Source organism: Variovorax atrisoli, from assembly GCF_014195185.1.
In the GTDB taxonomy this organism is placed as follows: domain Bacteria; phylum Pseudomonadota; class Gammaproteobacteria; order Burkholderiales; family Burkholderiaceae_C; genus Variovorax; species Variovorax atrisoli.
Genome location: NZ_JACIBG010000010.1, coordinates 172,242 through 184,650 on the forward strand (window position 1 = coordinate 172,242; position 12,409 = coordinate 184,650).

14 protein-coding genes are annotated in these 12,409 nt (G+C 65.0%); 6 read left to right on the top strand and 8 right to left on the bottom strand.

Annotated features, from left to right (window positions below):
• The first annotated feature begins 5 nt into the window (after positions 1-5).
• From surE to rlmD, 5 genes are read left to right on the top strand one after another with little or no spacing between them, the layout of a single operon-like run.
• The gene (gene surE, locus FHY06_RS29710; RefSeq protein ID WP_184607228.1) at positions 6-764 is read left to right on the top strand and encodes a 5'/3'-nucleotidase SurE; all 759 of its coding nucleotides are present in this window, start codon (positions 6-8) and stop codon (positions 762-764) included.
• 1 nt (position 765) lies between these two features.
• Positions 766-1,539 (top strand): protein-L-isoaspartate(D-aspartate) O-methyltransferase, encoded by a 774-nt coding sequence (locus FHY06_RS29715; RefSeq protein WP_019655893.1) that lies wholly within the window; start codon positions 766-768, stop codon positions 1,537-1,539.
• Positions 1,540-1,550: 11 nt separating this feature from the next.
• Positions 1,551-2,447: a peptidoglycan DD-metalloendopeptidase family protein gene (locus FHY06_RS29720; RefSeq protein ID WP_019655894.1), complete on the top strand. Its 897-nt coding sequence runs from the start codon at positions 1,551-1,553 to the stop codon at positions 2,445-2,447.
• Positions 2,448-2,451: 4 nt separating this feature from the next.
• Positions 2,452-3,510, top strand: a complete 1,059-nt coding sequence (locus FHY06_RS29725) for a sigma-70 family RNA polymerase sigma factor (protein ID WP_184607229.1) — start codon at positions 2,452-2,454, stop codon at positions 3,508-3,510.
• Positions 3,511-3,541: 31 nt separating this feature from the next.
• The gene (gene rlmD, locus FHY06_RS29730; protein WP_184607230.1) at positions 3,542-4,978 is read left to right on the top strand and encodes a 23S rRNA (uracil(1939)-C(5))-methyltransferase RlmD; all 1,437 of its coding nucleotides are present in this window, start codon (positions 3,542-3,544) and stop codon (positions 4,976-4,978) included.
• Between the two features lie 51 nt (positions 4,979-5,029).
• Here rlmD and FHY06_RS29735 read toward each other — a convergent pair whose 3' ends face one another.
• Positions 5,030-5,728, bottom strand: a complete 699-nt coding sequence (locus FHY06_RS29735) for a Bax inhibitor-1/YccA family protein (RefSeq protein ID WP_019655897.1) — start codon at positions 5,726-5,728, stop codon at positions 5,030-5,032.
• 177 nt (positions 5,729-5,905) lie between these two features.
• Between FHY06_RS29735 and FHY06_RS29740 the strand changes: the two genes are divergently transcribed.
• Entirely contained in the window at positions 5,906-6,313 is a 408-nt protein-coding gene (locus FHY06_RS29740; RefSeq protein WP_019655898.1) for a GlcG/HbpS family heme-binding protein, read from the top strand.
• A gap of 184 nt (positions 6,314-6,497) precedes the next feature.
• On the opposite strand, the gene hemP is transcribed toward FHY06_RS29740, so the two are convergent.
• From hemP to FHY06_RS29775, 7 genes are all read right to left on the bottom strand, one after another.
• Entirely contained in the window at positions 6,498-6,710 is a 213-nt protein-coding gene (gene hemP, locus FHY06_RS29745) for a hemin uptake protein HemP (RefSeq protein ID WP_019655899.1), read from the bottom strand.
• A gap of 99 nt (positions 6,711-6,809) precedes the next feature.
• Positions 6,810-7,223: an ExbD/TolR family protein gene (locus FHY06_RS29750; protein WP_126184967.1), complete on the bottom strand. Its 414-nt coding sequence runs from the start codon at positions 7,221-7,223 to the stop codon at positions 6,810-6,812.
• Between the two features lie 5 nt (positions 7,224-7,228).
• Positions 7,229-7,942, bottom strand: coding sequence for a MotA/TolQ/ExbB proton channel family protein (locus FHY06_RS29755; RefSeq protein ID WP_019655901.1), 714 nt, complete (start codon positions 7,940-7,942; stop codon positions 7,229-7,231).
• Between the two features lie 18 nt (positions 7,943-7,960).
• On the bottom strand, positions 7,961-8,653 hold the full coding sequence (locus FHY06_RS29760; protein WP_244164361.1) for an energy transducer TonB: 693 nt from the start codon (positions 8,651-8,653) through the stop codon (positions 7,961-7,963).
• A 116-nt stretch (positions 8,654-8,769) separates the two neighbouring features.
• A complete protein-coding gene (locus FHY06_RS29765; RefSeq protein ID WP_019655903.1) occupies positions 8,770-9,042 on the bottom strand; it encodes a (2Fe-2S)-binding protein in 273 nt (90 codons plus the stop codon).
• Positions 9,043-9,155: 113 nt separating this feature from the next.
• Positions 9,156-9,836 (bottom strand): Fe2+-dependent dioxygenase, encoded by a 681-nt coding sequence (locus FHY06_RS29770; protein ID WP_184607275.1) that lies wholly within the window; start codon positions 9,834-9,836, stop codon positions 9,156-9,158.
• 95 nt (positions 9,837-9,931) lie between these two features.
• Positions 9,932-12,343 carry a catecholate siderophore receptor Fiu gene (locus FHY06_RS29775; protein WP_126184965.1) on the bottom strand — a complete coding sequence of 804 codons (2,412 nt, stop codon included), beginning with the start codon at positions 12,341-12,343 and terminating at the stop codon, positions 9,932-9,934.
• Positions 12,344-12,409 lie beyond the last annotated feature (66 nt).

Sequence of the window (12,409 nt, forward strand, 5' to 3'; positions counted from 1 at the left end):
GCACCATGAAGATACTTATTTCCAATGACGACGGCTTCCAGGCGCCGGGCATCGTCGCTCTGCACGACGCGCTCAAGGACATTGCCGAAGTCGAGGTGGTCGCACCCGAACACAACAACAGCGCCAAGTCGAACGCGCTGACGCTGGCAGCGCCGCTGTACGTGCGCGAGGCGCACAACGGCTTTCGCTACGTGACCGGTACTCCGGCCGATTGCGTGCACATCGCGCTCAAGGGCCTGCTCGACTATCGGCCCGACCTTGTGGTTTCAGGCATCAACAACGGCGCCAACATGGGCGACGACACCATCTATTCAGGCACCGTGGGCGCCGCGATGGAGGCCTACCTCTTCGGCATTCCAGCCATCGCGTTCTCGCAGATCGAAAAAGGCTGGGCCCATGTGGATGCGGCGGCCCAGGTCGCGCGGCGCCTGGTCCAGCAGATCGAGCGCGAGCGCATGCACGAAGGCGGCGCGTTCCTGCTCAACGTGAACGTGCCGAACCTGCCTTTCGACGAGCTGAAGCCCATCAAGGTCTGCCGCCTCGGCCGGCGCCATGCGGCTGAGAAGGTGATCATGCAGGACAGCCCGCGCGGCGAGACCATGTACTGGATCGCCGGTGCCGGCGGTGCCAAGGACAGCGGCGAAGGCACCGACTTCCATGCCACCGCGGCCGGCCACATCGCGCTGACGCCGCTGCAGATCGACCTGACCGACCACGCCAACCTTGGTCAATGGCGCGAGACGGTGGCCCGTCTCGGCAACTGACATGGCCACGCAGCGGCCCAGTTTCCCCGTCCGCCTGACACCCACCGCTTCGGCCGCCACGCGAGGGCGCATGCCCGCCGCGCCGGTCAGGCCCGTGGTGCCGTCCACGCCCTCGATGGCGTCCGACGCCGTGCGCGCGCGCATGGTGCAGAAGCTCGCGGCGCAGGGCATTTCCGATGCGCGCGTGCTGCGCGCGATGGGCGCTGTGGAGCGCCATCGCTTCGTCGACAGCGCGTTGGTCAACCAGGCCTACGAAGACACCAGCCTGCCGATCGGCCTGGGACAGACCATCTCCAAGCCCAACGTGGTGGCCCGCATGATCGAGCTGCTGATGGGCGCTCCCGCGCTTGCCGGAAAGCCCGATGGCAAGCTCGGCAGGGTGCTCGAGATCGGCACGGGCTGCGGCTACCAGGCCGCGGTGCTGAACCATGTGGCGACCGAGGTCTACAGCATCGAGCGCCTGCGCGGTCTGCACGAGCGGGCGCGTGCCAATCTGCGGCACTTCCGGCTCGCGACCGTGCACCTGATATTGGGCGACGGGATGATCGGCTACGCCAAGGGCGCGCCCTATGCCGGCATCATCGCGGCTGCGGGCGGCGAGGCGGTGCCCGAGGCATGGATCGAACAGCTTGCCGTGGGCGGCCGCATCGTGGCGCCGACGCATTCCGCGAAGGGCGGACAGACCCTCGTCGTCATCGACAAGACCCCCCGCGGACTGGAGCGGCTCATTCTTGAGGCCGTTCACTTTGTCCCCCTAAAATCCGGAATCGCTTGAAGGAATAACAAATGCAGGGTTTTGGCAATCGGAGTTGGTTCGCTGGCGTCACGTTGGCCTTTGTGCTGGTGATCGCGGGCTGTTCCACACCTCGCGGGCCGGCACCAGTCGAAGACCGCGGCACGATGACGCGCGCACCGGCCGCCACGGTGCCCGGCGGGCCTCCCATCACCACCGACGCCAACGGCAAGCCGCTTCCCGGCATCGAAAACTACGGCAAGCCCGGCTACTACGCAGTCCGTCCGGGCGACACGATCCGCCGCATCGGCGCTGATACCGGCCAGCGCTGGCAGGACATCGTCCGCTGGAACAACATCGAGAACCCCGACCTGATCGAAGTCGGCCAGGTGCTGCGCGTGATTCCGCCCACCGGCACCGCGGTCGCAGCAGCGCCGGCACCTTCTTCCGATAGCGCGGTCACGAAGGCGGTGCCGCCGCAACCGGCGGTGGTGCCCTCGACGCCGTCCAGCGGCGCGGCCAAGTCGCCGGCGCCAGTCACTGCTTCGCCGGCAAGCCCTTCCAGCGGCGGTTCGGGTGACGAGGACGTGGGCTGGATCTGGCCTGCGAGCGGCACGCTGATCGCAGGCTTCGACGAAGCGAAGAACAAGGGCTACGACATCGCCGGCAAGGCTGGCGACCCGGTGCTGGCCGCAGCCGACGGGCGTGTTGTCTATGCGGGCGCGGGCCTGCGCGGCTACGGCAACCTGATCATCCTGAAGCACAACAACACCTACCTCACGGCATACGCGCACAACCAGACGCTGCTCGTGAAGGAAGACCAGTCGGTCCAGAAGGGCCAGAAGATCGCAGAGATGGGCAACAGCGATGCCGATCGCGTGAAGCTGCATTTCGAGATCCGCCGCCAGGGCAAGCCCGTCGATCCCTCTCGCTACCTGCCCAGCAGGTGATGCCATGGCCGCCTCCCGCCCCCGCCGCACGCAGTTGCCTGTGCGCGGGTCGGCGGGTAGCGGCGGCCGCTTGTCTCCCGGCAACGGAAATCGGAAGTTCGCCGGAGAGCAGCGCGGGAACACTCCCGAAGAAGACCCAGACTCCGTAGACCCATCGGCGGACATCGTTGCGCCTGCCAACGGCGCTGTCGGCGAACTGGTCGGCGGCGAAGGTGCGGATGCCCTGACCATCTATCTGCGCCAGGTCAGGCGCACCGAGCTCTTCACGCCCGCGCAGGAGTACGAGACCGCATGCGCCGCGCGCGCAGGCGACTTCGCCGCACGGCAGTCGATGATCGAGCACAACCTGCGGCTGGTGGTCAATATCGCCAAGGGCTATCTGGGACGGGGCGTGCCGCTGTCCGATCTCATCGAGGAGGGCAATCTGGGCCTGATGCATGCCATCACCAAGTTCGAGCCCGAGCGCGGTTTCCGCTTTTCGACGTATGCGACCTGGTGGATCCGCCAGTCGGTGGAGCGCGCGGTCATGACGCAGGCGCGCGCGATCCGGTTGCCGGTGCACGTGGTGCGCGAACTGCAGCAGGTGCTGAAGGCTCGCCGTACGCTCGAGGGCGATGCTGAATTTCTGGCGCACCGGCCGGACGGCGTGCGGGTGGAGGACATCGCCGCGCTGCTCGGGCGCGATGTGCAATCCGTGGCAGAACTCCTTGCCCTGTCGGAAGCCCCGCGCTCGCTGGATGCGGGCGACTCCCGCGGGGATGAAGGCTTCACATTGGCCGATACCGTCGCGTCCGAGGACGAGCAGGGCAGTCCGACCGACGTGGCGCACACGCGGGAGGTCGAGCGCCTGCTCGACCAATGGGTGCACGCCCTCGACGCACGCGAGCGCGAGGTGCTGGAGGGGCGCTACGGCCTGCACGACCGCGAGCCCGAGACGCTGGAGGTGCTGAGCGTGCGCCTGGGGCTCACGCGAGAGCGTGTGCGGCAGATCCAGAACGAGGCGCTGGCCAAGATGCGGCGGCAGTTGGCTCGCTCGGGCGTGGGACGCGACGCGCTGTTCTAGGGCCTTCCGGCCACGCTGAGACAATCGGGGGATGACGGAATCCATCGAAGAAAAGAAAGTCCCCGCGAATCCAGGCGAAGAATGGCTGAAGGTCGAGTCGCTCGACCTCGACGCACAGGGCGTGGCGCACAAGGCCGACGGCATGGTCGTGTTCATCGAAGGCGCGCTGCCTTTCGAGGAAGTGCGGTTCAACGTCCATCGTCGCAAGAACAACTGGGAGCAGGGCACGGTCACGGCCATCCGCCGCGAATCGTCGCAGCGCGTGCGTCCGGGCTGCCCGCACTTCGGTTTGCACACGGGCGCCTGCGGCGGCTGCAAGATGCAGCACCTGGACCCGGCTGCCCAGGTGGCCGTGAAGCAGCGTGCGCTGGAGGACAACCTCTGGCACCTCGGCAAGGTCAAGCCCGAGAACCTGCTGCGGCCGCTGGAAGGGCCGGCCTGGCACTACCGCTATCGCGCGCGTCTCTCGGTGCGTCATGTGGCCAAGAAGGGCACGGTGCTGATCGGCTTCCACGAGCGCAAGAGCCGTTACCTGGCCGACATGCAGGTTTGTCCGGTACTGCCGAAGCAGGTCAGCGAGATGTTGATGCCGCTGCGCGAGCTGATCGGCTCCATGGACGCGCGCGACACCTGCCCGCAGATCGAACTCGCCTGCGGCGACGCGCCCGACTCCACGCGCCTGGGCACCATCGCGCTGGTGCTGCGCCACCTCGAGCCGCTCTCGCGCGCCGATATCGACCGTTTGAAGGCCTTTGCCGAAAAGAACGAAGGCGTCCAGTGGTGGCTTCAGCCCAAGGGTCCGGATACGGTGAAACTGCTCGAAGAGGGCGGAACGCCGCTGGCGTACCGCCTGCCGGAGTTTGGCGTCACCATGCCATTCAAGCCCACCGATTTCACGCAGGTCAATCCACACATCAACCGGGCGCTGGTTGGCAAGGCGCTGCGCCTGCTCGACGTGCAGCCTGACGAGCGCGTGATCGACTGGTTCTGCGGCCTCGGCAACTTCACCTTGCCGCTGGCCAGCAGGGCGCGGGAGGTGCTGGGCATCGAAGGCAGCGATACGCTTGTTGCGCGCGCGGCCGACAACTTCAGCAGGAACCAGCCTGCCACGCCGGCTCGCCGAGCACTTTCGCCTGCGACCTTCGTGGCGCGAAACCTGTTCGAGATGACGCCGGCGATGCTGGTGGCCGATGGCAGCGCCGACAGGTGGCTGGTCGACCCGCCGCGCGAAGGCGCATTCGCGCTGGCCAAGGCCATCGCCGATCTTCATCAGCAGCCCGAATTGCGCACGGATGGCTGGACGCCGCCCAGGCGCATCGTCTACGTGAGCTGCAACCCGTCGACGCTCGCACGCGATGCGGGTCTGCTGGTGCATCAGGCGGGCTATCGCTGCACCCATGCAGGTGTGGTCAACATGTTCCCGCACACGGCACACGTGGAGTCGATCGCGGTCTTCGATCTGCAATGAAAAAGGGCCCCGAGGGGCCCTTTTTGCTGGAGCGCGTGTCTTGCGCGTCGCTCAGTCGCGCTCGCCGCCGAAGATGCCCAGCAGGGCCAGCAGGCTTTGGAAGACGTTGAACAGGTCGAGGTACAGGGCCAGCGTGGCGCTGATGTAGTTGGTCTCGCCGCCGTCCATGATCTGCTTCAGGTCATAGAGCATGTAGGCCGAGAAGATGCCGATGGCGGCCACCGAGATGACCAGCATGCCGGTGGTCGAGCCGACGAACACGTTGATGATGCCGCCGACCATCAGCACCATCGCGCCGACGAACAGGAACTTGCCCATGCCCGACAGGTCGCGCTTGATGACGGTGGCCAGCGAGGCCATCACGAAGAACACGCCGGCAGTGCCGCCGAAGGCCGTCATGATGAGCTCGGAGCCGTTCTTGAAGCCCAGCACCATCGCGATCAGGCGCGAGAGCATCAGGCCCATGAAGAAGGTGAAGCCCAGCAGGACCGGCACGCCGGCGGCGGAATTCTTGGTCTTCTCGATCGCGAACATGAAGCCGAAGGCGCCGCCAAGGAAGACGATGAGGCCCAGGCCGCCGGTCAGCGAACGGGTGATGCCGGTGCTCACGCCGACCCAGGCGCCCAGCACCGTGGGCAGCAGGCTCAGGGCAAGTAGCCAGTAGGTGTTGCGCAGCACGCGCTGGCGTTCGGCCTGGGCCAGCGGCTGGCCGTAGGCGGAGGTGTCTAGGGTGGTAACGCGGTCGTTCATGGCCGGAGCTCCTGTGGTTGCTGCAAGGATGCAGTTGGGCGCATTCTAGGGGGCTGCAAGAGGGGGTATCGAAAAGACCGTATGCGGGGTGTTCCCAAGCCAGAGGCCGCCTTCGCGGAGCGGCTGCGGCGTGGCCGTTATGCTCTTGGGTTTTCACGCAAGCAGAGCTCATCCATCATGAAGACCAAATCCTTTCTCGAACTCGCTGACGTCAAGGCCATTGCTGCGGCAGCCGAGGCCGAGGCCCTCAAGAACAACTGGGCGGTGACCATCGCGATCTCGGACGACGCCGGCAACCTGCTGTGGCTGCAGCGTCTGGACGGTGCTGCGGCGCTGTCCTCGCACATCGCTCCCGCCAAGGCGCATACGGCTGCCATGGGCCGCCGCGAGAGCAAGGTCTACGAAGACATCATCAACGGCGGCCGCACGGCGTTCCTGACGGCTCCTGAAGTGCAGGGCCTGCTCGAAGGCGGTGTGCCGATTGTCAAGGACGGCCATGTGATCGGCGCGGTCGGCGTGAGCGGTGTGAAGTCGAACGAAGACGCGCAGATCGCCAAGGCTGGCATTGCGGCGCTGGGCCTCTGAGTTTCAGGTCTCCGCAAAAAGCAAAACGCCGACTTCGAGGTCGGCGTTTTTGTTTGGGCTGCTTCAGCGTGGAAAAAAAGCTTGGCTAGTCGGAAAACCGTTGGCTAGCAAAAAACGACCCTTCGGAGATGAATCTCCTTGAGTCGCCCCACGATGAAACTTGCGCGAAGGGCGGCTGGACGACTTACTTGGTCAGGATCAGCTTGCCGAGTTTGGTGGCTTGCAGCCGGTAGAGGGAGCCGTTGTGCATGATGCCCACGGTCTTGCTTCCTTTCAGGAGCTCCGTGCTTTCGAGCATCGGCACCGGACGCGTTGCCTGGATGGACGCATGGCCGCCACCCGACTGGTCGAGCGAAGGATGGTTCAGAACAGAAAAGGCATTCGGTGTGGCTGGCATCTGTAGTTCCCTTATCGAAGCGATGAGTGAATGATAATGATTCGCAAGTAGAAGTCAATCGTCGCGATCAACTTTTTTTGCTTGCGGTCTTTCTTCGCTTCACTTCGTGTCAGGCTCCGTGACGAAGCCGATCTTGCGCACGCCGGCTTCACGGGCTTCCGACATCGCCTTGGCCACGCGCTCGTAGCGCACCGCCTTGTCGCCGCGGATGTGCAGCTCGGGCTGGGGCTCCTTGGCGGCCTCCGCCGCGAGGCGGGCGGGCAGCTCGCTGTCGTCGATCTTCTGTTCGTTCCAGTAGTACGTGCCGTCGGCCGTCACGCTGAACATGATGTTCTGCGGCTTGGGCTGCTCCGGCTCACTGGTGGCACGCGGCAGGTCGATGTTGACCGCGTGCTTCATCACCGGCACGGTGATGATGAAGATGATGAGCAGCACCAGCATGACGTCGACCAGCGGCGTCATGTTGATCTCGTTCATCACCTCATCGGGTTCGTCTTGTGTACCGAAGGCCATGATGCTCAGCCCTTCTTGAGCGGAACGACGATGGCGTCGCTGCCGCTTTGCACGCGTGCGCCGGTCACGAAGTAGGCGTGCAGGTCATGGGCAAAGGCGTTGAGCTTGGTCAGCACAAACTTGTTGCCGCGAACCAGCGCGTTGTAGCCCAGCACTGCGGGAATGGCCACCGCGAGGCCGAGCGCCGTCATGATCAGCGCCTCGCCGATGGGGCCGGCCACCTTGTCGATGGTCGCCTGGCCGGCCGAGCCGATGCTCATGAGCGCGTGGTAGATGCCCCAGACCGTGCCGAACAGGCCGATGAACGGGGCGGTCGAGCCGACCGAAGCCAGGATCGCCAGGCCGGTCTGCAGGCGAGCAGTGAAGGCGTCGATGCCGTTGCGCAAGGCGCGGGTGATCCAGTCGCTCACATCCAGCGCATCGTGCAGGTGAGCCTTGGTGTTGCGGTGATGGGCTGCTGCCTCGCGGCCTTCGAGGGCCAGTGCGCGGAAGGGGTTGCTGTCGTCCTTGCCCAGCTTGTTCAGGGCGGTGGCGAAGTCTTCGCTGTGCCAGAAGTCCTGCGAGTGCTTGGCCAGGCGCTTGTAGCGGATGACGTCGAGCGCCTTGACGATAATGACGATCCACGACGCGAGCGACATGCCGATCAGCAGCACTGCCACGGCCTTGGTGACGAAATCGCCCTGATTCCAGACGTTCATCAAGCCGAATTGAGAATCCATGCGTACTACTCCAAAAAATTACTGGGAAAGATTGAACCGGATGGGCGCCTTCAGCATGTAGACCGTGGCCTCGTTGGCCCCAGGCTGCTTGAATGGCGTCACTTGCGAGGACATCAGCGCTTCGCGCGCGGCCTGGTCGAGCCGTTCGTAGCCGCTGGACTTGAAGATTTCGGCCCGTTTGGGGATGCCCGCGCTGTTGAAATACACGGCAACGACCACGACACCGGATTCGCCCAGGCGCCTGCTCATCGCAGGGAAGACGACGCGCGGCTCGCGCACGTACTGCGTCTGGCCTTCGCTGATCTCGACCAGCTTCGGCGCCGGCGGGGCGGGGGGCGGAGCCGGCGGCGGTTCCGGAGCGGGTGGCGGAATGGGTGCCGGAGGAGGCGGTGGCTCGACGCTGCCCGTCGGCGCGTTGGGCGCCGGGGTCGGCTTCGGTTCCCGGATCGCCTGCGGCCGCGGGGGAGGCGGCGACTTGACCACCTTCTTTTCAGGCGGAGGGGGAGGAGGCGGCGGGGGAGGAGCCGGCTTGGGGGGCTCCACGAGCTGGCTGATGATCTCCACCGGGATCACCACTTCGGCCGCACGCCGAAGCAGCCCGCTCTGAAGCGCCCAGAGCGCAGCGGCGTGAAACAGGACGACCCCTCCAGCAATGACGACATTGCGCGAAAGGCCGAAGACGGAAGTAGGGGGGGCGAAGCGGTCAGACACGATCAACCATTCGAATGCGGGCACCGCCAAAGGTGCCCCGATTGCAGCAAAACCGCTACGAAGACGCCACAGGCGTTACTTGCGAAAGATCCACCAGGCCGAACCAGCGACCAGGATCAGGCTGCCGCCGATTGCCGAGACGAGTTCCATGCTTTGCTTTCCTTGATGGAGTTGGCAAGCTGGATCGCCCTCGGACCCGATTCGCAGCTCAATGCGGCAACCGGGTGCGAAGCGCTGCACTGCGCGACGATATCGCGCGCACAACCTTCACATTGGCCACACTGGGTGGCGACGCCGAGTTCGAACTGGACTTCGTCGAAAGTCATGCCCGCGCGCACATGACGTGCGATTTCGCGGTCGGAGACTCGGCGGCAGACACAAACGATCATGGCGGTGAAAGCGGCAGTTGGCTGGCTGTTGGATGGAGCGATTATAAATAAGAATCCATCGCATTCACAATAACTATGTGTTACTGATTCATGCAACGGCCTGGGACGTGGAATCAGACTTCCGACCAGAGCCGCAGAAGGTTGTGGTAATGCCCCGTCAGCGCCACGGTTTCCTCGCATTCGCCCAGGCGGGCGCGCAGCTTCTGGATGTTCTGGTCGAGCTCGAAAAGCATCCCGCGCTGCTGATCGCTGCGGACCATGCTCTGCAGCCAGAAGAAGGAGCAAACCCGCGCACCCTGCGTAACAGGATGGACCCGGTGCAGGCTGCTCGCCGGATAAAGAATGAGGTCGCCGGCAGGCAGCTTCACTTCATGTGAGCCATAGGTGTCGATCACTTCCAGCTCGCCGCCTTCGTAGCCTTCCGGATCGCAAAGAAAAAGGGTGCACGACAAGTCGGTGCGCAACTGCTGGCTGCTGCCAGGCACCGCGCGCACGGCGCCGTCGACATGGACGCCGTAGTGCTCGCCTCCCTCATAGCGATTGAAAAGCGGCGGCACGAAGCGCGACGGAAGAGCGGCCGAGAAGAAGAGCGCGTTGCGCGCCAGCGCCGCCAGCACGATGGCGCCCAGTTCCTTGCCGACAGGCGAATGCTCCGGCAGCTGGCGGTTGCGCTTGACCTGCGCTCCCTGGGCGCCCACCGTCTCGCGTCCGTCGGTCCATTGCGTTGCATCGAGCGCAGCGCGCATCTCGCGCACCTGCTCGGGGCTCAGCACTTCGGGCACATGAAGCATCATTTTTCGGGAACTCCACAATGAGAAAGCCCCGGCGCGGGCCGGGGCTCGAGTTTCGCACTGCATCGGGCGAGGCCGGTGCAAATGCAAGGAGGCCGTCAGAACGCGAAATTCGCGGTGATCTTGGCCGATCGCGGAATGCCCGGCGTGTAGCGGTAGCCGCTCTTATTGATGGCAGCCACGTAGTCCTTGTTGAACAGGTTGTACACGTTGAGCTGGATGTCGATGTTCTTGTTGATGCGGTAGGACGCCATCGCATCGAACACCCAGTATGAATCGACGTAAGCCGGCGTACCCACCGCACCGTCGCTGCCGCGCTGCAGCTTGCCGTTGTAGCGCGCGCCGCCGCCGAGCGTCAGGCCGAACGGGAACTGGTAGGTGGTCCAGAGCGTGAAGGCCTTCTTCGGCGTGTAGGCGAGGGCGGTCGAGCCGTCCGCCAGCACCGAGGGGCCGCTCAGCACGCGGGTGTTCATGGTGGTGAAGCCCGAACTCACGCCCCAGTTGTCGGTCAGTGCGCCCGACACGCCGAGTTCCACGCCCTGCACGCGCTTCTTGCCGGTCTGGAAGTACTGCTGCGTGACCGAGTCCTGCACCACCTCGTTGCTCACGTCCGTGCGATAGAGCGCGGCCGTCAGGGCGACTCGCTTGTTCATCACGTCCCACTTCGTGCCGAGTTCGTAGGTCTTGGCCTTCTGCGGGAGGAAGTCGGTGCGTCCGGTGCTGTTGCCGGTGCCGCCGGCAGCCAGCTGGAAGTTGGCGCCGCCGGGCGGCTGCGCAGCGGTGCCGTAGGCCGCGTAGACACTGCTGTTCTCGGTCGGCTTGTAGACCAGGCCGATCTTGCCGGAGAGCAGGTTGTCAGACAGCTTCAGGTTGGTCGGCGTGATCGTCGAGGTCTGAGGACCGTTGCCGCTGCGCGCCAGCGTCAGGGCGGTGGCGTTGTACGTGGTCGAGTAGTGGTCGTAGCGCAGGCCGGCGGTCAGTTGCCATTGCTCGTTGAACTTCAGCGTGTCGAAGGCGTACAGGCCGATGGTGTCGGTGCTGCCGTCGGAGCCGGTGCCGTTGGCGATGCGGTTGTAGCCGCTCACGTACGGGTTCGGGTTGTACAGGTTGGCGGCAGGCCACGAGCCGGCCGCGGCCAGCGTGGTGCCTACGCTCGGGTAGCCCGCGGCGTAGTAGTTGTTGGCGGTCTGCTTCTCGCGGATGAATTCGAGGCCGCCGTTGAACGTGTGGCTGATGCTGCCCGTGTTGAACTTGGCCGACACGCTCGTCTGATTGGTGAAGATCGTGTTTTCCTGGTCCTTGTTGGTGGGCAGGTTGCGAGTGATCGTCCAGCTTGCGGGAATGGTCGGGATCACCGTGTTCAGGAAGCCCGAGTTCACGGCGGGCAGGGTGCCGTTGTAGATCGGCGTTTTGCCGACCTGCGTTGCCGTCAGGCCGCCGCCCATGAACGACGTCAGCATGTAGTCCTGCGAGGTCTTGCCGTAGCGCGTGGTGTTGCGGATGGTGATGTCGGGCGTGAGGTCGTGCTCGATGCGCGCGGTGAACATGTCGGCCGTCACGTTGTCGAAGTCCGAGCTGGTGCCGTAGAAGTTGCTCGAATCCACGCGCGGCGCGTAGTTCAGGTAGGTGCGGCGGGCCAGGCCGCGGTTGATCGCGGTGGCGTCGGGCGTGGTGTAGCCCGGCAGGCCGATGGTGGGCACGCCGCCGTCCGGAACGTTGTTCTGCTTGACGTGCAGGTAGTCGAGGAAGATGCGCGTCGGGCTGTTCAGGCCAAGGGCGAGAGAAGGCGCGATCGCCCAGCGCTTGTTCTTGACGAAGTCGCGGCCGGCCACGCCGCCGTCCTCGCTCACCGCGTTCAGGCGGAAGGCGGCGCCGATGCCGTTGGCGCCGCTCAGCGACTTGTTCCAGTCGACGCTGCCGCGCTTGAAGTCGGCGCTGCCGAAGCTCAGCGAACCCAGGAAGCTGTCTTCGAGCTTGGGTTTCTTGGTGACGAGGTTGATGTAGCCGGTCGGCGAGGTGCGGCCCACGTCGGTGCCCGAGGGGCCCTTCACGACTTCGACCTGGTCGATGTTGAAGATGTCGCGCGAGACAGAGCCGAGGTCGCGGATGCCGTCGACGAAGATGGCGCTGGAGCTGTCGAAGCCGCGCATGAACACGGCGTCGCCCGTGTTGGTGTTGCCGTTCTCGCCGAGGAAGAAGGTGCCCACGCCGGGGGTGTTGCGCAGCGCCTCGGTCAGCGTGGTCGCGCCCTGGTCGCGAATGATCTGTTCCTTGATGACCTGGATGGTCTGAGGCGTGTTCACCAGCGGAGCGGTGAACTTGGGATTGGCCGAGTTGTCGGCCTTGTAGTCGTTGACGGCGGAGTCCTGCACGCGGACTTCGGGCAGGGCGGCGCCGGATTGGGCAAGGGCACCGGGGGCCGCCATGGCCATCAGGGTTGCGGCGGCGGCGCCTGAAAGATGTGGAACTGCACGCGAAACGGGGTGTTTGCGGCTCTTGATGTAGGCCATGAAGTTTTCTCCGAAAAGGGCGGGCGTCAGGACTCGACTGGCGATGTCCGGACGACCTGGATTCCT

Excerpts from the sequence above, each read along its gene's own strand:
- surE (WP_184607228.1), top strand. The coding sequence starts at position 6 with ATGAAGATACTTATTTCCAATGACGACGGCTTCCAGGCGCCGGGCATC.
- FHY06_RS29715 (WP_019655893.1), top strand. The coding sequence starts at position 766 with ATGGCCACGCAGCGGCCCAGTTTCCCCGTCCGCCTGACACCCACCGCT.
- FHY06_RS29720 (WP_019655894.1), top strand. The coding sequence starts at position 1,551 with ATGCAGGGTTTTGGCAATCGGAGTTGGTTCGCTGGCGTCACGTTGGCC.
- FHY06_RS29725 (WP_184607229.1), top strand. The coding sequence starts at position 2,452 with ATGGCCGCCTCCCGCCCCCGCCGCACGCAGTTGCCTGTGCGCGGGTCG.
- rlmD (WP_184607230.1), top strand. The coding sequence starts at position 3,542 with ATGACGGAATCCATCGAAGAAAAGAAAGTCCCCGCGAATCCAGGCGAA.
- FHY06_RS29735 (WP_019655897.1), bottom strand. The coding sequence starts at position 5,728 with ATGAACGACCGCGTTACCACCCTAGACACCTCCGCCTACGGCCAGCCG.
- FHY06_RS29740 (WP_019655898.1), top strand. The coding sequence starts at position 5,906 with ATGAAGACCAAATCCTTTCTCGAACTCGCTGACGTCAAGGCCATTGCT.
- hemP (WP_019655899.1), bottom strand. The coding sequence starts at position 6,710 with ATGCCAGCCACACCGAATGCCTTTTCTGTTCTGAACCATCCTTCGCTC.
- FHY06_RS29750 (WP_126184967.1), bottom strand. The coding sequence starts at position 7,223 with ATGGCCTTCGGTACACAAGACGAACCCGATGAGGTGATGAACGAGATC.
- FHY06_RS29755 (WP_019655901.1), bottom strand. The coding sequence starts at position 7,942 with ATGGATTCTCAATTCGGCTTGATGAACGTCTGGAATCAGGGCGATTTC.
- FHY06_RS29765 (WP_019655903.1), bottom strand. The coding sequence starts at position 9,042 with ATGATCGTTTGTGTCTGCCGCCGAGTCTCCGACCGCGAAATCGCACGT.
- FHY06_RS29770 (WP_184607275.1), bottom strand. The coding sequence starts at position 9,836 with ATGATGCTTCATGTGCCCGAAGTGCTGAGCCCCGAGCAGGTGCGCGAG.
- FHY06_RS29775 (WP_126184965.1), bottom strand. The coding sequence starts at position 12,343 with ATGGCCTACATCAAGAGCCGCAAACACCCCGTTTCGCGTGCAGTTCCA.